At 63.2% G+C, this 18660-nt stretch carries 16 protein-coding genes; 13 read left to right on the top strand and 3 right to left on the bottom strand.

All coding sequences use genetic code 11. From position 1 onward, the window contains the following. Positions 1 to 108: 108 nt before the first annotated feature. The 4 genes from B8446_RS13825 to B8446_RS13810 all read left to right on the top strand — a co-directional run bounded on the left by B8446_RS13825 (position 109) and on the right by B8446_RS13810 (position 4607). Positions 109 to 1029 carry a UDP-2,3-diacylglucosamine diphosphatase gene (locus tag B8446_RS13825; RefSeq protein ID WP_084712354.1) on the top strand — a complete coding sequence of 307 codons (921 nt, stop codon included), beginning with the start codon at positions 109 to 111 and terminating at the stop codon, positions 1027 to 1029. Positions 1030 to 1035: 6 nt separating this feature from the next. Then, a complete protein-coding gene (locus B8446_RS13820; protein ID WP_084712353.1) occupies positions 1036 to 2061 on the top strand; it encodes a glycosyltransferase family 4 protein in 1026 nt (341 codons plus the stop codon). A gap of 154 nt (positions 2062 to 2215) precedes the next feature. Then, positions 2216 to 2821: a nitroreductase family protein gene (locus B8446_RS13815; protein WP_048850581.1), complete on the top strand. Its 606-nt coding sequence runs from the start codon at positions 2216 to 2218 to the stop codon at positions 2819 to 2821. 478 nt (positions 2822 to 3299) lie between these two features. Beyond that, on the top strand, positions 3300 to 4607 hold the full coding sequence (locus tag B8446_RS13810; protein WP_048850579.1) for a DEAD/DEAH box helicase: 1308 nt from the start codon (positions 3300 to 3302) through the stop codon (positions 4605 to 4607). A 220-nt stretch (positions 4608 to 4827) separates the two neighbouring features. Here the strand turns inward: B8446_RS13810 and B8446_RS13805 are convergent, their stop codons facing one another. Continuing rightward, the gene (locus B8446_RS13805) at positions 4828 to 5760 is read right to left on the bottom strand and encodes a glycosyltransferase family 2 protein (protein WP_148506011.1); all 933 of its coding nucleotides are present in this window, start codon (positions 5758 to 5760) and stop codon (positions 4828 to 4830) included. Positions 5761 to 5832: 72 nt separating this feature from the next. On the opposite strand from B8446_RS13805, the gene B8446_RS13800 reads away from it, so the two are divergent. From B8446_RS13800 to B8446_RS13760, 9 genes are all read left to right on the top strand, one after another. Continuing rightward, positions 5833 to 6591: an AIM24 family protein gene (locus tag B8446_RS13800; protein WP_048850577.1), complete on the top strand. Its 759-nt coding sequence runs from the start codon at positions 5833 to 5835 to the stop codon at positions 6589 to 6591. A gap of 181 nt (positions 6592 to 6772) precedes the next feature. Beyond that, positions 6773 to 8206 (top strand): sugar porter family MFS transporter, encoded by a 1434-nt coding sequence (locus tag B8446_RS13795; protein ID WP_048850575.1) that lies wholly within the window; start codon positions 6773 to 6775, stop codon positions 8204 to 8206. Positions 8207 to 8269: 63 nt separating this feature from the next. Then, positions 8270 to 8905 carry an SIS domain-containing protein gene (locus B8446_RS13790; RefSeq protein WP_048850573.1) on the top strand — a complete coding sequence of 212 codons (636 nt, stop codon included), beginning with the start codon at positions 8270 to 8272 and terminating at the stop codon, positions 8903 to 8905. Further along, positions 8902 to 10236, top strand: coding sequence for a glucose/galactose MFS transporter (gene gluP, locus B8446_RS13785; protein ID WP_373277151.1), 1335 nt, complete (start codon positions 8902 to 8904; stop codon positions 10234 to 10236). The genes B8446_RS13790 and gluP overlap by 4 nt, the downstream gene beginning before the upstream one ends. 130 nt (positions 10237 to 10366) lie before the next feature. Continuing rightward, the gene (locus tag B8446_RS13780) at positions 10367 to 10942 is read left to right on the top strand and encodes a hydrolase (RefSeq protein ID WP_048850568.1); all 576 of its coding nucleotides are present in this window, start codon (positions 10367 to 10369) and stop codon (positions 10940 to 10942) included. Positions 10943 to 11076: 134 nt separating this feature from the next. Then, positions 11077 to 11676, top strand: coding sequence for a TetR/AcrR family transcriptional regulator (locus B8446_RS13775; RefSeq protein ID WP_048850566.1), 600 nt, complete (start codon positions 11077 to 11079; stop codon positions 11674 to 11676). A 140-nt stretch (positions 11677 to 11816) separates the two neighbouring features. Further along, positions 11817 to 12710: an ion channel gene (locus B8446_RS13770; protein ID WP_048850828.1), complete on the top strand. Its 894-nt coding sequence runs from the start codon at positions 11817 to 11819 to the stop codon at positions 12708 to 12710. A gap of 125 nt (positions 12711 to 12835) precedes the next feature. Continuing rightward, on the top strand, positions 12836 to 13750 hold the full coding sequence (locus B8446_RS13765; RefSeq protein WP_048850564.1) for an SMP-30/gluconolactonase/LRE family protein: 915 nt from the start codon (positions 12836 to 12838) through the stop codon (positions 13748 to 13750). A gap of 224 nt (positions 13751 to 13974) precedes the next feature. Continuing rightward, entirely contained in the window at positions 13975 to 15138 is a 1164-nt protein-coding gene (locus tag B8446_RS13760; RefSeq protein ID WP_084712352.1) for an MFS transporter, read from the top strand. A gap of 713 nt (positions 15139 to 15851) precedes the next feature. On the opposite strand, the gene B8446_RS13755 is transcribed toward B8446_RS13760, so the two are convergent. Beyond that, a complete protein-coding gene (locus B8446_RS13755; protein WP_048850558.1) occupies positions 15852 to 17216 on the bottom strand; it encodes a glycosyltransferase family 61 protein in 1365 nt (454 codons plus the stop codon). Positions 17217 to 18271: 1055 nt separating this feature from the next. Further along, positions 18272 to 18481: a heavy-metal-associated domain-containing protein gene (locus tag B8446_RS13745; RefSeq protein ID WP_048850554.1), complete on the bottom strand. Its 210-nt coding sequence runs from the start codon at positions 18479 to 18481 to the stop codon at positions 18272 to 18274. Positions 18482 to 18660: the final 179 nt, after the last annotated feature.

The following is an 18660-nucleotide window of genomic DNA, read 5'->3' as shown; positions in this document are numbered from 1 at the left end:
AACAGTTGTGAAAACGGCAAATCATCAAACTGTCATGCGCAACGCAGGACCGATCGTCTAGAGGACAAGGGCGTTTCAGGACCTGCGGCAAGACGAAAGCGGTGCGCGATGAGCTTCGACAGTCCTGCGTCGGATCGAACGATTTACCGGTCGATCTTCATGTCGGATATCCATCTCGGCACGCGCGGAAGCCGGGCAGTCCTTGCCGCCGATTTCCTGAAATCCGTCACATGCGAGAAGCTTTATCTCGTAGGCGACATCATCGACGGATGGCGTCTGCGCCGGTCGTGGTTCTGGGACGAGGCCCATGACGAGCTGTTGCGGCTGATCCTCAATCTCGCGCGGCGCGGCACCGAGGTCATTTACATTCCCGGCAACCACGACGAAATCTTTCGCCGCTGGTTGCCGATGGAACTGAAGATCGCGTCCGTCCGGCTTTGTGCGCGGGCCGAACATGTCGCGGCAGACGGGCGCAAATACCTGGTCATGCATGGCGACGAATTCGACAGCGTTGTGCGATGCGCACCGATCCTCGCCATCCTGGGCGATCACGCCTATACGTTTGCCCTGTTCCTCAATCGCTGGATCAACGTCGTCCGTCGCAAACTCGGATTGCCATATCGATCCTTTTCGAAATGGGCCAAGAAGCGGGTGAAGGGCGCGGTCAAGGCGATCGACCGGTTCGAACATGCGCTCGCCCGCGAAGCGCGGCAGCACGGCGCCGATGGCGTCATCTGCGGGCATATCCACCATGCCGAAATCCGGGAAATCGACGGCATGACCTACATGAATTCCGGAGACTGGGTGGAAAGCTGTACCGCCCTCGTCGAGGACGCGCAGGGTCATTTTTCGCTGGTGGAATGGACCTCGCTCATGCGGAGCTCCTGGAGCGAGGGCGGACGCTGGTTCCATCAGGCTCCGTCGCCGTCCGATCCGGCTCAGGTGCCGGCACTGGTCATGGCGACGGCCTCACCGGACGAGACGCGCGAAACCCCGATTCCGGCCTGGCCCCTGCTTTCAAAAAGGTAAGACAGCGTGCGGATTCTGATAGCGACAGACGCCTGGCTACCGCAGGTGAACGGCGTCGTGCGCACCATGTCGACAGTCGTCGACGGGCTGCGCGCGCGGGGGCACGAGGTCGAGGTCGTGGGCCCCGACCGGTTTCACACCGTTCCATGCCCGACCTATCCGGAAATCCGTCTGGCAACATGGCCGGGCCCGACTTTCGCACGGATCGTAAAGGCATTCCGCCCGCAGGTCCTGCATATCGTGACGGAAGCCCCGATCGGCTGGGCGGCCTGGCGCTGGGCGCGCAGACGCGGGCTGCCGTTCACCACGTCCTATCACACGCGCTTTCCCGAATATGTGCAGGCACGCCTGAAATTCGGGATCGGCCCGTGTCATGAAATCCTGAAGCGCTTCCATAATGCCGGAGAGGCCACGCTGGTCGCGACGGCCAGCCTGCGCGACGATCTCGCGGCCCGGGGCTTCACGAAGCTCACGCCCTGGACCCGCGGCGTCGATCTGGAGCGGTTCTCCCCCACGCATCGGCACGACTGGACGAAGGCATTCAATGTGCCGGGACCAGTGTTCATCAATGTCGGACGTGTCGCCGTCGAGAAGAACATCGAGGCCTTCCTGTCGCTCGATCTGCCGGGGACGAAAATCGTCGTCGGCGACGGTCCGCAGCGCGCGGCACTTCAGCGACGCTTTCCCGATACGATCTTCACCGGCCGCCTGCAGGATCGGGACCTCGCATCCGCATTCGCGGGCGGCGACGTGTTCGTGTTTCCCAGCCTGACCGACACGTTCGGCCTCGTCCTGCTGGAATCGCTCGCCTGCGGCACGCCGGTCGCGGGTTTCGACGTTACGGGACCACGCGATATCGTTGGAAAGGGTGGCGCCCGGATCGGCGCGGTTGGCTCGGACCTGCGCGCAGCCTGTCTTGCGGCCCTGAAGGCGGATCGCGCGGCATGTCGGCCCTACGCGGAGCAATACACCTGGGCTGCGTGTATCGACATGTTTGAAAACGTGCTCAGGCCCTTTCCGGCCCCGCACTGATATTCGCCCCTCTGCAGGCATGTCTGCCGGATGTTTCGCTGCGGTTCATGACGGGGAACGACGGGCTGCGGATTGCGACGGCCCGGTTTACAACCATGATCCCACGTGATCGAATTGCCGCATTCTCCACGCTTCCAAGGCAGGACGAAATCTCATGACTGACATTCTGGACACCATGCGCGCGCGGCGTGCGACCAAGCGTTTCGACGCGTCGCACCAGATCCCGGAGGAGACGCTGAACGCGATCCTTCATGCCGCGCGTTACGCGCCGACCGCCTTCAACATCCAGAACTGGCGCTTTCTCGTCGTGCGCGATCCGGCGGTGCGCGCCGAGATCAAGGCGGCCTCCTGGAACCAGCCGCAGATCGAGGAGTCCTCGGCGCTCGTCCTGATCTGTGCGGACATGCATGCCTACGCCAAGGATCCGGCACGCTACTGGAAGGATGCGCCGGAGGGCATGCGCGAGAAATATGTCGGCATGATTACCCAGTATTATGAAAACAACCCGAGCATGCAGCGGGACGAAGCGTTCCGGTCCGCCGGCATGGGTGCCTATGCGCTGATGATGGCCGCAAGTGCCTATGGCTACGACACCTGCCCGATGGACGGTTTCGATTTCGAGCGCGTGGCCGAGATCGTCCGCCTGCCGAAGGATCATGTGCTGGTGATGTTCGTGGCCATCGGCAAGGGCACGGGCGAGCTTCCGCCGCATGGCGGCCGCATCCCGGACAGCGACGTCGTGATTCACGACCGCTTCTGATCCCGGCGCGACGGTTTCCCGGGGTCGGCACGCGCGGCCGGACCTCGGGGGGCGTATTCTGGAAGGGCAGGAACACCCTGCCGGCCCGTTGCCAGCATCAAGGGTGATCGAAACGATTGCCCCCCGGCGGAAACGCAGGCGTCAGGGCGCGTGCAATATCGTCGCAGCCACGCGCGACTGCGCTGACGGCGCGACCTTTCCCATGCGCGCGAGCATTATACTTGTATGATGCGGCCCGTACCGCTATATCAGCCCCGGGCGCGGCGTCATTTCTGCCGCGTGTCGGGCGCAGGCCGGGCTCCTCCGGGGGCCTGCGACCAATGTCACGACGGGCGCTGACGCGCCGCCTGTGCCGCTTCTGTGGCCGGGTCCGATGTCTCCACTCACTCCAGAATTCGGATCGATCCGGCTCCACCCCCGGCATGGTAATGGCCGGGCAGGTTGTCATTGGATCGTCCTGCGCCAGGAGGCGCACCCCATGACGACGTTCGCCCAACTGCACCTCGCCGAACCGATCCAGCGCGCGCTGGCCGACGAAGGCTATGTCACCCCCACTCCCATTCAGGCCGGCGCGATCCCGCACCTGCTCGAAGGCCGCGACCTGCTCGGCCTCGCACAGACCGGCACCGGCAAGACGGCCGCCTTCGCGCTCCCCATTCTTCATCGCCTGCTGACCGATCGGAAGCCTGCGCCCGCCAAGGGTGCGCGCGCCCTCGTGCTGGCACCGACGCGTGAACTCGCCGCCCAGATCGACGACAGCTTCAAGGCCTATGCCAAGCATATGCGCCTGAGCCATGCCGTGATCTTCGGTGGCGTCGGCCAGGGCCGTCAGGTCGAGGCCATGCGTCGCGGCGTCGATGTGCTGGTGGCGGCTCCGGGCCGCCTGCTGGACCTGATGGGCCAGGGCCATATCGATCTGTCGCAGCTTGAAGTGCTCGTGCTGGACGAGGCCGACCGCATGCTCGACATGGGCTTCGTGCGCGACATCCGCCGGATCGTGGCCCAGCTGCCGCGCGAGCGTCAGACGCTGCTGTTCTCGGCAACGATGCCGAAGTCGATCGAGGAACTTGCACACAGCCTGCTGCGCGACCCGGCCACCGTCGAGGTCACGCCGCCGTCCTCCACCGTCGACCGGATCCGCCAGGCGGTGATGTTCGTCGAAGCGGAGAACAAGAAGGCAGCGACACTGCTGCTGGTCGACAATCCCAAGGTCGTACGCGCCGTCGTCTTCACGCTGATGAAGCATGAGGCGAACAAGGTTGCCGAATTCCTGAACAAGAACGGCATTCCGTCGGAAGCCATCCACGGCAACAAGAGCCAGGGCGCGCGCGAGCGGGCGATGAACGGCTTCCGCGCCGGATCGGTGAAGGTTCTGGTGGCGACCGACATCGCGGCCCGCGGCATCGACGTGGACGACGTGAGCCACGTGTTCAACTACGACCTGCCGAACGTGCCGGAAAGCTATGTCCACCGCATCGGCCGCACCGCCCGTGCCGGCCGTGAGGGCTGGGCTGTCAGCCTGTGCGATCCCGAGCAGCGCGCCTGGCTGCGTGACATCGAAAAGACGATCGGCAAGTCGGTCGCGGTGGTGACGGACCATCCGTATCATTCGGAAGCGGCCCAGAACTCCACCATGCGTCCGCCGGTTCTCGGTGGCGGCGGCGGCCGTGGTCGTGGCGGCCCGCCGCGTAACGGTGGTGGTGGTGGCCCGCGCGGTCCGCGCCCCGGCGGCGGCCATTCGGGCGGCCGCGGCCGTCAGGGTGGCGGTCCGCGTCGCGCGGCCTGAAGCAGGCCCGCACCACGTTCAGGCGTGGTCGCTTCAGAACGGACTGACCGGAGGGGGTAACCCTCCGCAGTATGAACAAACGGCTCCCGAGCGCCTCGAATCAAGGTGCCCGGGGGCCGAAATGCGTTTGGCCAGTCCAAAAAATATCGGCAGGTTGGGCCAGAGACGCTGGAACAGCGCGCGAGTGCCGTAATCCCTGCTCGCCTGACCTTGGGATGGCCTAGAGCGTGAGCGGCCGGCCTTCCAGAAAACCGTAGCGCACGTAGTGGTGCAGCGCGGTCAGGGCATAACCCCGGACATCGGGGTTCGCGTCCCGATAGGCGTCATTGTCCCAGGCATGCAGACCGTCCTGCGGACGCTGCAGCATGGTAAACGTCCCGCCGTCCCCATGATGGATCAGCAGGTCAGCATCGTACTGTCCGAGATAGGCCTTGCGGCTCATCGTCCACGCCCGCATCAGATGGGCGCCTTCCGCACGAGGCTGCGCTTCATAGGCGCGGATGGCCTCGGGATCGTCGGGGTCGACGCCTGCCGGGAACTTGCGCCGCAGCTTCTTGCGCCAGGCGGCGTAGGCGCTGTTGTGGTTGTGAAGGTATGTGAAGCGCGTGGTCTCGAAACCGGGTGCCGCGCGTGAGATCGGCTCGTGGTGGCCGTTGTCGATGATCTCGATCGTGCGACTTGCCAGGAAGCCCTTGTGGAAGTGGCGCACCGGCGCGAACCAGCCCGGCCGCTCCGGCACGTTGAACAGCGACATGTCGATCCGCAGACTCGTCTTCATGCCGAGCAGCCGGTCGAACTCAGCGTGGATCGCCTCGTGTTCCGTGCTCAGCCCCTCGTCGGTAAAGACCGCGAGGATCTCGTCGCAGTCGACGGGCAGGGCGAAATCGTAGGCGTATTCCGCATCCCAGTGGATGACGATGTTGCCGAAATGGCCGCCCTTGTTGTGGAAGTCGTGCGGGGTATCGAAGCCCCAGTAGATCTTCGCACCCCCCAGTTCCGCCTCGCGCAGGAGCGCGAGCGTGAACGGATCGGTGCTGCCATTGTCCATGATCGACAGGTTGGGCAGGCCGAACAGGCCGCCATAATGCGCAATCCAGCGCGCAAGGGTATCGCCCTCGTCGCGCTGCATCATGATGACCCTGACCTCGGCCATGAACCGGACCTCTTCTAACGTACGTATCGTTTGTGCCACGATGGCGCGGACAATCTATGGCCGGGTGTTCCCATGCAGAGCAAGATCGACGGAACCACGCTTCCCGTTCTGAGCATCCGTCTCGAGCCGGGAGAGAAACTGTTCGCCGAGACGGGCGAGCTGTCCTGGAAGACGCCCAACGTGATGCTGCGCACCACGACGTCGGGCGCGGGTGCCAGCGGCTTCCTCGGCGTCATGTCCCGCGCACTCGCGGGCGGCGGCATATTCATGACCGAGTTCTCGGCCGAGGGCGGCCCCGGCATGGTGTCATTCGCCGCCAAGATCCCCGGGCATATCGTCGAACACACGGTCGATGGCGGCGGGTCGTACATGATCCATCGTCATGGCTACATCGCGGGTACGGATGGCGTGCGCCTGGAACTCGGCTTCCAGCGGCGGCTGGGCGCCGGCATCTTCGGCGGCGACGGCTTCCGCCTGCAGCGCGTCTCGGGTTACGGCCGTTTCTGGACGACGCTCGGCGGCGAAATCGTCAGCTACGACCTGGCGCCCGGCGAACAGCTCGACGTGCATCCGGGCCATGTCGGCATGTTCGAGGAGCGGGTGAACTTCGACATCACCATGCTGCCGGGCATCCGCAACAAGCTGTTCGGCGGGGACGGGTTCTTCATGGCGCGTCTGACGGGTCCGGGGCGGATCTGGCTGCAGACGCTGACGATGCCGAATCTCGCGCATGCGCTTGCACCCTATCTGGGCTCGGAAGCCGTGACCGACGTGGCGGAAGCCGGCGGTATCGGGGCGGCGGCCTCGCTGATCGGCCGGATTTTCGAGTAGGGGGCGCTCGCGGCCTCGGCTTCGGGCACCGCATAACGCCCGAAAAACACACGAAATCCTTTCATACATCACGCGTAATTGTGCAGATCGACGCACTCGTGAGCGAGCGGCGCCGGGATTTGGCTGTTACAGCAGCCATGATCAACCCGATGCCCCAAGCGTAAGAGGAGCCGGCTGCCTTATGTACGTTGCGCAGCAAACATCCGAGACATCCGGACCCAAGCCCCACAGCCCGATGCTGACGAACGTGATCGCGGCCGTCGCGGCGACCGGCGGGCTGCTCTTCGGATACGATACCGGAATCATCTCGGCGGCCCTGCTGCAGCTCACCCGGGATTTCCATCTCTCCACGATGTCGGCCCAGGTCGTGACGTCCGCGATCATCCTGGGCGCGCTGTTCGGCTGTCTGGGGGCCGCGCCGATCTCGGACCGCGCGGGCCGCAGGCGCACGGTCATGGTAGCTGCGGCCCTGTTCCTCCTCGGCACCGCGATGGTTGCGAGCGCGCATGCCGTCTGGATGCTGATCGTGTCGCGTCTGGTGCTGGGCCTGGCCATCGGCGCTGCGTCCCAGATCGTGCCGGTCTATATCGCCGAGGTCTCGCCTCCGCATCGCCGCGGGCAGCTCGTCGTGGGCTTTCAGCTCGCGGTCGTGCTGGGTGTCACGATTTCGTTCATCACGGGCTACCTGCTGCGACATGACAGCTGGCGGTGGATGTTCGGCATGGGCATGCTGCCCGCGCTGATCCTGTTCATGGGCATGATCTTCCTGCCGAACTCGCCGCGCTGGCTTGCCATGCGGGGCGACATGGAAGGTGCCCGGGCCGTACTCGTCCGGCTGCGCGGCAGTCAGGAAGCCGCTGACAAGGAACTGGCGGACATCGAGGCCGCGCACGACGTGCGGGCACCATGGTCGGAAGTGCTGAGCGACTGGGTGAGGCCTGCGCTGGTCGCGTCCGTCGGTATCGCGCTGCTGTGTCAGCTCACGGGCATCAACGCCGTCCTGTACTATGCGCCGACGATCTTCGCGGGTGCCGGGATCGGAGAGCAGTCCGCGCTCCTGACGTCGATCGCCATCGGCGTTGCCATGACGGTCGCCACCATGTTCGGCGGCTGGGCGGTGGATGCCTGGGGGCGTCGCGCGCTGCTGCTGCGCCTGCTGCCGGGCGCCGTGATTTCCCTGATCGTGCTGGGCGCTGCCTTCGTCTTCGGTGCGAATGGCGGAATCGGCATCTGGATCAAGGTCGTCGCGATCGTCGCCTATACCGTGTTCAATACCGGGAGCCTGTCGGTTGCGATCTGGCTGGTCGGCGCCGAGGTGTATCCGCTCTCGTGCCGCGGCAAGGGAACGAGCCTGGTTGCCGCCAGCCACTGGGGCGCTGACTTCGTCATCTCGCTGACCACGCTGTCGCTGGTGCAGATGCTGGGCGCGGGCGGCACGTTCCTCCTGTTCGCGGCCGTAAATGCGTTCGCCTTCTTCTTCGTGCTGCGATACGTGCCCGAAACGCGCGGCCATTCGCTCGAGGAACTGGAAGCGCGTCTGCGCAACGGCACGTTCGCGCCCGTCGACCGCCAGCATGCTCCCCAGCATGCGGCAGCCACGCTGACCCATGGCTGAACCTGAATAGACCCTCTCCCGGCGCCGTCTGTGCGGCGCGCAGGGCTGTGCTAGAAGGGCAGGATGAACGATCTCGCGCCGCAGTCGACCATCCTGTCGCCGAACGAAACCGACGAACGGTTCGTCTCCGATTTCCTGCGCCAGTCGGCCGAGGGCATGGCGCATTTCGCGCAGGATACGGCGGCGATCGCGGTCATGCACGAACTGGCCGGGCGGATTACGCAGTCCCTGGCCGCGGGCGGCAAGCTGCTGGTCGCAGGCAACGGGGGCAGTGCCGCCGATGCGCAGCATATCGCGGGCGAGTTCACGGCGCGCCTGATGTACGACCGGCGCCCGCTCGCCGCGATCGCCCTGACCACCGATTCGTCGAGCATGACCGCGATCGGCAACGACTATGGGTTTTCCGAGCTGTTCGCGCGCCAGGTCGCGGCTCTCGGACGGCCCGGGGACGTCTTTCTCGGCATCACGACGTCGGGTCGGTCGCCCAACGTCCTGCGCGCGCTCGAAACCGCGCGCGAGATGGGCGTCCTTGCCGTGGCATTCACCTGCGCCAACCCGGCGCCGGAGCTGGAGGCTGACATCATGTTGAAAGCCACTTCGGACTGGACGCCGATCGTCCAGCAACTTCACATCACGGCGGCGCATGTCGTCTGTGGTCTGGTGGAGCGCGCACTTTGCCCACGCGCCGGCGTGCCATGACGCGGGCCGCCACATCGGGGCGCCCGATCGCCCCGCCCGCGAGGTCCGGCATGGGCCCGGCAGGCGCCTACGGATGGGTGCCGCTGGCGCTCATGGCCGGGCTTTTTTTTGTCATCGGCTTCGTGACGTGGCTGAACGGGCCGTTGATCTCCTTCGTCCGGGTGGCGTTCCACCTGACGGACCTGAACGCTTTCCTCGTGCCGATGGTGTTCTATCTCTCCTATCTTCTGTTCTCGCTTCCGGCGTCCGCCGTTGCGCGCCGGACCGGTCTCAAGCGCGGACTGGCACTCGCGCTGGTCGTAATGGCGGCAGGCGTTGCGATCTTCGCGCAGTTCATTGCTTGGCAGAGCTATTCCGGCGCGCTGGCCGGATTGCTGGTTCTGGGCGCCGGGCTTGCGCTCCTCCAGGTCGCCATCAACCCCTATGTCAGCCTGCTGGGGCCGCCGGAGCGCGCGGCGCAGCGCATCGCGATCATGGGCGTGTGCAACAAGTTCGCGGGCATGGTGGCGCCCATCGTGCTGGGTCTGCTCGTCATGCGCGATGTCGGCGGAGTGGCGGCCCGTCTGGCCGCGGCACCTGACCCCGAGACCCACCGGGCGATCCTCGGCGGATTCACCCGCGCGCTGCATGCGCCCTATCTCGGGATGGCGATCCTGCTCGTGATCGCGGCTGTGGTGGTCCTGCGATCCTCGCTGCCCGATCTCGAGGTCGAGACGGTGAACGCGCGTCTGTCCGGCGCCGCGATCCCGGCGAGGCTCTGGCCGGGTATTGCGGTCATGTTCCTCTATGTCGGCGTCGAGGTCATGGCGGGGGATGCGATCGGGACCTACGGGCAGGGCTTCGGCCTGCCGCTGGACCAGACCAAGTTCTTCACGGCCCTCACGCTCGGCGCCATGCTGGCGGGCTATCTGCTGGGCCTCGTCGTAACTCCGCGTCTTCTGTCGCAGGAGCGCTACATGGAGGTCTGCTGCGGGCTGGGCGCCGTGCTTTCGGTGCTGGCCTGGGCGGCTTCGGGCTACGTGGCGGTCCTGCTCGTGGCGCTGCTGGGCTTCGCGAATGCGATGATCATCCCGGCGCTGTTTCCGATGGCGATCCGGGGCGCGGGCGACCGTACGGCGCTGGCATCGTCGCTGCTTGTCATGGCCTTCTGTGGCGGGGCCGTCATGCCGCAATTGTTCGTTGCCCTGACACCGCTTTGCGGATTCCAGGCTGCGTTTACCCTGCTTGTCCTGCCCAGCTATCTGGCCATCATGATCTATGGCCTTGTCCTGCGTCGTCAGGGCGACACGCAGGTTCCGGTTGCCGATACGGCCGCTCAGGCCATGCTCTGAGCGCATGGAGAACCGTTTCCTGGGGGTGCGCCCAGCGCGCCCTCGGATTCACTGGCGCGTCCCTCTTGAGTTTTGAGAGGAAATCCTCAACTATCTCTCGTATCCGACCCTGGATACCGGAGACAACGCAATGCCAGCCTTCAACCCGCGCGAAACAGCGCTTGTCCTGATCGACCTGCAGAAAGGCATCGTCGGGATGGACCACCTCTCGCCCCGTACCGGGCCTGAGGTCGTGCAGACCGGCCAGGCGCTGGCCGAGAAGTTCCGCGCGGCCGGTGCGCCCGTGGTTCTGGTCCATGTCGGCTTCGCGCCGGATTTCGCCGATGCGCCGCCGCAGAACGTCGATGCCCCTCTGTCGGGCCCGCCGGGCGGCCTGCCTGCCGACTGGAGCGATCTCGTCGACAACCTCCAGGCACCTGGCGACCTCGTCGTTTTCAAACGGCAATGGGGCGCGTTCACCGGCACGCCGCTGGACCAGCAGCTTCGCAGGCGGGGCATCCGCACGATCGTTCTGGCGGGGATCGCGACCAATTTCGGTGTCGAGTCCACAGCCCGCCATGCGTGGGAGCTGGATTACGACGTGGTCGTCGTCGAGGATGGCTGCACGACGATGAGCGCCGAACTGCACGAGATGGCCTTCAAGGCGATCCTGCCGCGCATTTCGCGCATTACCGACGCCGCATCGGTCACGTTGGCGGACAACTGAACGAAAGGCCGCCGGGCGGCCAGACCCGCAATTGGGGCGCTTTGCGGCGGTGCACTCCGGAACTGGCTCCGCACGGATACCGATGATATGCGACGATCCGTTGTTCTTTCTCCGAAAGCCGCGGATCGCCCTGCATGTCCCTGCCATCCCTTGCCCCGAAGCGGCAGCGCGGACGCCTGCGTGTTCAGGCGATCAGCGAGGCTGCGATTGCCCTTTTTGCCGAGCGCGGCTTCGACGGGACGACCATGACCGAGATTGCCGCCCGGTCGGGCACGGCGATCGGGTCGCTGTACCGCTTCTTCCCGACCAAGGAGAGCCTCGCCGACAGCCTGCTGCAACGCTATGCCGAAGGTATGGCCGAGGTGCTGGCGCAGGTCGCCGAGGAGGCGCCGGGCCTGACGCTGGACGATCTGGCGTGGCGGCTCGTCGCGGTCACGGCCCGTTCCGGCATCGATCAGGCAGCCATGGCGACCCTCGCCGATGCGCGGCGCGAGGGGCCGTATAGCCGGACCATCCTGCGCCAATCGTTCTACGACGGTCTGGCGCGTGTCCTGCGCGCAGCCGCCCCTGCGCTCGATGGTGCACGGCTGGACAGCGCGACCCGTGTCCTGCGGCAGTTAATGAAAGGCGCGCTTGCGATCCGGACCGAGGAAGCGGAGGAGGCAGGCCGCGATCTGCTACGGGACTGGTGTCCGCTCGTGCGCGACCACCTGATGCGCGTGTGTCACGACTGATCGCCCGCGCATGGCTCCCGTGCGCCGGGCGACACGGCGGCCCCTGACATAGTGTGTTACATCCTCCGGTCGAATCGGAACGGAGATCTGGGTTGCGCAAGAACCGCCAATTTGCCTGGCGCAAACGAGGCACGCGCACCATGCCCGGTGCCGTCGATCGCGTGCGCGCGCACGTTCTTGAGGAAAACGGCCGCGATGACGTGGTGCGGGTCGGACTGAACCATGGCGTGTTCACGGATCTCTATCATACCGCACTGACGGCAAGCTGGTGGCGTTTCTTCTGGGGCTCGCTGCTGCTGTACATCGTCGTCAACCTGTTCTTCGGCGAACTGTATTTCCGGATGCCCGGCGGCATTGCCAACACGCGGCCGGGCATGTTCAGCGACTGTTTCTTTTTCAGCGTCCAGACGCTCTCGACTGTCGGCTATGGTCTGATGGCGCCTGTGGGACCGGTCGCCAACACCATCGTATCGGTCGAGGTGCTGGTGGGCATGATGTTCAATGCCTTGGGCACCGGCCTCGTGTTCGCGCGGTTTTCCCGGCCGCGTGCGCGGATCCTGTTCAGCAGGCGCGCGGTTCTGGGGCGCGAGGAAGGCGTGCCGATCCTCGAGGTCCGGATCGCCAATTGCCGCCGGAGCCTGATTCTGGCGATGGATATCGAAGTCACGCTGGCACTTCTCGCGCGCGACGAAGCCGGTCGTCTCATGCGCCAGTTCATCCCGCTGAAGCTGGTGCAGTCCCATGCCCCGATCCTGAGATTCGTGTTCCATGCCGCGCATGTGATCGACGAGAACAGCCCCTTGCATGGTCGTGCCCTGACCCAGCTGGAAGAGGGAGACGCCGAGATCATCGTGACGGTCGCGGGAACGGACGAAATCACGGCGCAGGGCGTATTTGCCCGCACTGCCTACAGTTTCGAGCACATCGCCCATCACCACAGGTTTGCCGGCATGGTGAGCCATCGCGAGGATGGCCATGTCGTCGTCGACTACGCGCGCTTCCATGATGTGGAACCGCTGGAATCCATCGTCTGACGACGATCCGCGCAATCGGAAATTCCGATCGGGGCTTTCGTAAACGATATTGGATGTCCAAAAGTTAATCTTTTAAGCCTCGCGGACTGGTCCGAACCGGACCCCAACCGAGGTCATCTGCCATCATGCGGGATAGTCCTTACGAAGTTCTGGACGAGCGCTTTCGCCGTCTGTTCAATCCGACCGCCCATGTCGAGACGCTGGCCACCGGATGTCGATGGGCGGAAGGGCCCGCCTATTTTCCGGCCGGGCGCTATCTCGTCTGGTCGGACATCCCGAATGACCGAATGATGCGCTACGACGAATGCAGCGGGACCGCCGCCGTATTCCGGCAGCCGTCGAATAACTCCAACGGAAACACGCTCGACAGGGCCGGACGCCTCGTGACGTGCGAACATCGCGCGCGCCGGGTTACACGGACCGAATTCGACGGGAGCATCACGGTACTTGCGGATCGCTATGACGGACGGCGTCTGAACAGTCCCAATGATGTCGTGGTCAGATCGGACGGCTCGATCTGGTTTACAGATCCTACGTACGGGATCGACAGTGATTACGAAGGCGGTCGCGCGGAAAGCGAGATCGGCCGGTCGCACGTCTATCGGATCGACCCGCAGACGGGCGAACTTTCCATCGTGGCGGACGATTTCATCAAGCCGAACGGGCTGGCCTTCTCGCCTGATGAAACCAGGCTCTATGTGAGCGACACAGGCCGCACGCATGACGATCGCCATCCCGCCCATATCCGGGTTTTCGATGTCCGGAACGAAAAAAGTCTGTCCGGAGGCGAGGTGTTCGCCGATTGCACGGCCGGTCTGTTCGACGGTTTCAGGATCGACGAGGGGGCGCGCATCTGGAGCAGTGCGGAGGATGGCGTTCACTGCATCGCAACCGACGGAACGCTGATCGGAAAGATCCGTGTCCCGGAGACGGTCGCCAATGTCTGTTTCGGCGGTCCCCTGCGCAATCGTCTGTACATCTGCGGCACGACATCGCTTTACAGCGTCTATCTTTTTGACAATGGCACCCGGACGTTCTGACCCTTTCTCAAATCGACAGGATGATACGCCATGGCGAAATTTTCGCACGCGTCTCCGATGCCTGGCTCCGTGCCGCAGTCTGGCGGCGCCTTGGTCGGGACGCCGGTGAAACAGGATCGTTATATCGTCTATCTGGTCGTCATGGCGCTCGCGGGGTGGGCGCTTGCGTCCTATGACGTCAATCTGCTGGTGCTGGCGCTGCCGGACATCGCGACGAGCCTGCTATTTCGCAGACCGGCCTCGGCACGCTCGGCTTCTTCGTTTACGGGGCGCAGTTCTGCATCACGATCTTTGCCGGTTATGGCATGGACACGTTCGGTCGGCGCAAGGTCTGGATGATCTGCCTGACGGGCAGCGCCGTTTTCACCGGGCTTACCTATTTCGTGCAGGATTTCTGGCAGCTCGTGATCGTGCGCGCGCTGGCGTCGGGACTGGCCTACGCCGAACTCGCTGTCTCGATCACGATTGTGAACGAGCAGGTTCCAGCAGCGCGCCGGGGTTTTCTTTATTCCATCGTGCAGGGCGGCTGGCCGATCGGCGTGTTCCTCGCCTCGGGCGTCTATCTGGCATTCGGGCAGTATGGCTGGCGGTTCGTCTTCCTGCTCGGCGTTCTTCCGCTGGTTGCGGTCATTGCCGGACGGTTCTTCATCCGGGAGTCCGAGCGCTTCGAACACCTGCAGGACGTTCGGGAGGCACAGCGCGCAGGCAATGCGGACGCTGTGGCACATCTGGTGCAGCATCATGATGTGGATGTGGCAGCGCTCGAACGCGTGAGCCTGAAAGAGCTTTTTCTGACGCCCGGCCCTGTGCGCCGTCAACTCGTGGTCCTGTCCTGCGCCTGGCTGATCTACGCCACGAGCTTCGTCGCCTCGAATTTCTACATCACCTACTGGCTCACCAATTTCAAACATTTCTCGAGCGCGTCGGCCAGCACACTGATGCTGGTCAGCGGCGGCATCGGCTTCTTCTTCTACGTGCTCGGCGGCATGCTTGGCGAGAAATACGGCAGGCGTGAGGTGATCATCTGGACGAGCGCGCTGGTCGCGCCGCTGAGCCTGTTGTTCCTTCTCGTACAGGCACACTGGCTGGTCGCCATCGTCTATTTCTGCCTTTACCAGGCAACGAATGGAACATGGTCCGGTGCCGGCTACGCCTATCAGGGCGAGAGCTTCCCGACCCGGGTTCGCGGCACGGCGATCGGTTTTCTCAGCGCGGTCCAGGTCCTGGGGTTCATGGTGGGCACCGTGCTGTGGATGATCCTCAGTGCCTCGTCTCCGCCTTACATGACGTGGCTGGTGCTTGCGGTGATCGTTCCTCTGGGCCTGTGGATCACGGTCCTGTTCCGCAAGATCCCGCCTGGGCAGGAACTGGAGGAGATCAGCACCTGACGGGCGTTACGCACTTCGTGTCGGGCCTGCGGTATTACCGGTAGGAAGGCCCGAAGAGCGTCGGGTCGCGATTTCGCCTGGAAGAAACATGTTTCGTAGAAAAGGATCTTTTTCACGCTCGCCTGCTTTCTGGCAGAACGCCCACTCACGCCCGGCCGTTTGACGACGCATGATTCCTGCTGCAGGCAAAGCGCTGGTCGACGGAAGCTGCTGCAGAACTGATGCGGGTTGCCTTCTGACTTCGACAGCGAGAATTCTAGCCGTTCGTCAGCGCCGGCTGGCGTGACATTCAGGCTGCGGATAGCCGAGCGTTTCCGCCAGACCGTACGCATGATGGACCTGCGTCCGGTGCTGTCCGGAAATCGATCCTCTTTCTGGTCATGGCGCGTCGGAGCGGAATCTTCATAATTGCTTGGACGCTCAGGAAAAAGCGAAAATATGACCCGACTACGTTCGCGATAAGATCGGGAGAGATGCAGTGGCATTTATGGCGTGCGAGAGGCGGGTCTGACACGCTCCCTCTGCCATGTTTTCCCGACAGTTCCAGCGCATTATCTCTTCAGGCGGCTCCCGTTATGGCTGTCCGACGAATGCGGGGCTCATTTTCCCTTCAGCCTCTGCCCGTATGTCGATGCGCGGGTTCGTATTCGTCGGACATTTTCAGACAAAAGCGCATCAGACAGAATGCCAGTCTTCAAGCCGGACAATCGGCTTCATTTCGCTTCCGACGTCAGAGAGCGCTGAAGCAATGCGTATCGTTCTTCCAGAAAGCTCTGCTGCTCGGCCGAGGGGGGAACAAACGCAATGTATTCCCATCCCTGGAGGATATTCGCGCTGAAATGCGCATCATGGTTCCGGGTGTCCGGGACGATGGTCAGCAGCAAGCCGGTATCCGGCCGTCTGAGCCCACACTCGGTACGTGCGTCGTCTTTCCAGGCCAATTCACATTCAAGCCAGGCCGAGAGCAGACTTCCCTCTGTCCAGGCAATGGCAAAAGGCAGTGGCGAGGCCGCGAACAGGCGTATGCGCCCTTCCAGCATGATCGCCGCGATCGGAAAAGCGGAATCCGAATTCGACATATCGGCATATGTTGCGCACAACGCTCCGTCTGAAGAGCGCGCGCAAAGATGCTTTCCATCGGGACTGACGGGAAAGCGAAACACGTGCGCAGTTTCCTCCTGCGAAGCATGCTGTGGAAGCGGCCTGCGTGCCGCGCGCAGTTGTTCGTGACGTCGCGCAATTTCATCCGCCAAAAGGACAGGTTCCTGAAACCTGAATGAGCGGGAGAAGCCTGGTGCGGACTCGACTTCCTGTATGGTATTCGAGAAGAAGTAGGAGAAATCTGCGTTGTTGGCTTTGTCGGCGTAATAAAAACTGTCGGAAATGTGCGCGCCGATATTCAGGCAAGTTCCGAACGGCCTTCTCGCGAAAATGCTCGTGTGCATGTTCGACCCGAGTATCCCGGAGACGCCACCTTTCTGTTTGAATAGGGAAATTTGCTGACCGAGAGGAAGTTCTTCCGGACTCTCAATGCGAAAGCCAAGTTCCTCGAGCCGACGGCAGAGTTCATCCTCGTTGAGGAAGTTGATGACGCCGGATTTCAGGTTTCGTTTTGTCAGAAATACCGGCTGCTGACCGAGTCCGGTGTCGTGCAGCACGTTGTCGCCAACCCAGTTCGTGAACGCGGTGAAAGCGGGATGCGCAAAGCCATTGATCTGGAAGGTCGGATCGGGGATGAAAAGATGGCGGACAACACTCGTCTGCCGGGGTGAAATCAAATTACCTTTTCTGATCCCGATCAGCCCCATCAGGTCGCAAAACCAAGGCGTGTTCCAGGCGATCTCCAGGCCAGGCCCACAATGCACGAGAATCTTCGTCGTAGGCCCGGCTTTCTGCTTCAGGTACCAGAGCCTCGGCAGAAATTCCAGAAGAGTGTGGCCATAATGGAGGCCGATGACACCTCCGTAAAATGCACATTCGATTTCAGGAAGAAGTGCCGAGTTGCGCGGTTGATCGACGACCCATCGCTGGCCGCCCCCCAGATTCGTCCGGGAATACAGAAATGCCGCTGGCAGCACGAGACGGCCGGCGCCATCGTAAATTCCCCATATATCAGACCGAAACTGGTCGTTGTGGGGGAAAAACCTGCAATCCTGTATATAATGAATACTGGGTTCTGGTGCGACGATATCGTTTATATGACCAGGCTCTAAGGCAATCTTCGAGCATTATCCGTCGTTACCATGTCGTCTTTCTTTTATCATTCCATGAAACATGGCGCGTATGCAACTGATGCTGCCCGATTGCACCGAATTTGCCCTCGGCGTCAGTCGAAGACGGTTGAGTGATGCGAAGCCGTTATATAATGCGGCGGGGAAGAGGCTGACGAAGGAGCTGATTTTGTCGCAAATCCTTTTCGTCTGCCGTCAGCATCAAGGAATGACCACCGGAGCTGACGCTAAGGACGGTTCCGCTCCTGCAACCTGATCCGCGTTATTCGGTCGTTCCGTGCGCGGCGCTTCGTGATCCGCATGGCTTTCCCTTATATCGCTGCATGTTCGCAATCCTGGGACCGACCAGAACGCCCGGACGCCCGCGCAGGACGCTGCTGCACTTGTTCATTGGACGGCAGGATGCGTCGGGCGCTGCACTCATCGACAGCCGCATGTTCTGCGCGATGCCGCAAAGCGGCACCTGCGTCGCTCACAGGGATGCCAGACGGAGACGTGGGCCGAATTCACGTGTGGCCGGGGACATGTCTGGCCAATGAGTCACTCTGTACGCCACGTTGGCTGATTTCGATCACGAAGCCGCAGTCGGGCGTCTTGCCGCGGAGATCAGGAACGCTGCTGCAGCAGGCCCAGCTTCGGCTGTCGCCAACCGGGCTTCCCCTGACGAGGTTGAGGCTAAAGAACCTCTCGCATTGTCGAATTGTTGGGGGCGCAGGGCGGTCGTCCGTCCTGCGCCCCGATGTCAGGAACATCGCGAGATATTTTTCGGGCTACGACGCTGGCGTCGGTTGGTCTGAATGGATCGCCAGCGCCATGCCCGGACGCTTCCGGACCTGCCCGTCTCAATGCCTGAGGATCTGACATGGGGCGCTGACACCCTTCAGGTGGGTCGCGGCGCAGGGTCAGGACCGAACGTCGAAGCCCGCATCCTCGATCGCGGTGCGCAGGGAACCCAGCGGTGCGCGCGTTGCATCGTGTCGGATGGTCGCCGTACCGGTCGCCAGATTCACATCCGCGACATCGACGCCGGGCACGGCCTTGAGCGCCCGGGCAACCGAACTGGCACAGCCGTCGCAATGCATGCCATCGATATGGAGTGTGGTGTCGGTCATGCTGGCCTCCGCGGGGTCGTATCGGATGTCTGAAAGGATGATGGCCGCCGAAACGCGGCAGACGGCCTGAAATCGCCTTGCAGACGTTTATGCGCCGGCCCGGATCAGCCGAGAACAATTTTCGATCGGATATAGAATATTTTACAGTTCGATAAGCTTAAACCTATCCAGAGCGGGTT

It is taken from the genome of Tanticharoenia sakaeratensis NBRC 103193 (genome assembly GCF_000963885.1).
GTDB lineage: Bacteria > Pseudomonadota > Alphaproteobacteria > Acetobacterales > Acetobacteraceae > Tanticharoenia > Tanticharoenia sakaeratensis.
Note: the sequence above shows the minus strand (reverse complement) of the source record. Positions and strands in the feature narration are given on the sequence as shown.

Bases quoted from the DNA above. Each gene is read 5' to 3' on its own strand.
- B8446_RS13780 (WP_048850568.1), top strand. From the start codon at position 10,367: ATGCCAGCCTTCAACCCGCGCGAAACAGCGCTTGTCCTGATCGACCTG.
- B8446_RS13825 (WP_084712354.1), top strand. From the start codon at position 109: ATGAGCTTCGACAGTCCTGCGTCGGATCGAACGATTTACCGGTCGATC.
- B8446_RS13800 (WP_048850577.1), top strand. From the start codon at position 5,833: ATGCAGAGCAAGATCGACGGAACCACGCTTCCCGTTCTGAGCATCCGT.
- B8446_RS13815 (WP_048850581.1), top strand. From the start codon at position 2,216: ATGACTGACATTCTGGACACCATGCGCGCGCGGCGTGCGACCAAGCGT.
- B8446_RS13745 (WP_048850554.1), bottom strand. From the start codon at position 18,481: ATGACCGACACCACACTCCATATCGATGGCATGCATTGCGACGGCTGT.
- gluP (WP_373277151.1), top strand. From the start codon at position 8,902: ATGACGCGGGCCGCCACATCGGGGCGCCCGATCGCCCCGCCCGCGAGG.
- B8446_RS13775 (WP_048850566.1), top strand. From the start codon at position 11,077: ATGTCCCTGCCATCCCTTGCCCCGAAGCGGCAGCGCGGACGCCTGCGT.
- B8446_RS13795 (WP_048850575.1), top strand. From the start codon at position 6,773: ATGTACGTTGCGCAGCAAACATCCGAGACATCCGGACCCAAGCCCCAC.
- B8446_RS13810 (WP_048850579.1), top strand. From the start codon at position 3,300: ATGACGACGTTCGCCCAACTGCACCTCGCCGAACCGATCCAGCGCGCG.
- B8446_RS13790 (WP_048850573.1), top strand. From the start codon at position 8,270: ATGAACGATCTCGCGCCGCAGTCGACCATCCTGTCGCCGAACGAAACC.
- B8446_RS13765 (WP_048850564.1), top strand. From the start codon at position 12,836: ATGCGGGATAGTCCTTACGAAGTTCTGGACGAGCGCTTTCGCCGTCTG.
- B8446_RS13805 (WP_148506011.1), bottom strand. From the start codon at position 5,760: ATGGCCGAGGTCAGGGTCATCATGATGCAGCGCGACGAGGGCGATACC.
- B8446_RS13770 (WP_048850828.1), top strand. From the start codon at position 11,817: ATGCCCGGTGCCGTCGATCGCGTGCGCGCGCACGTTCTTGAGGAAAAC.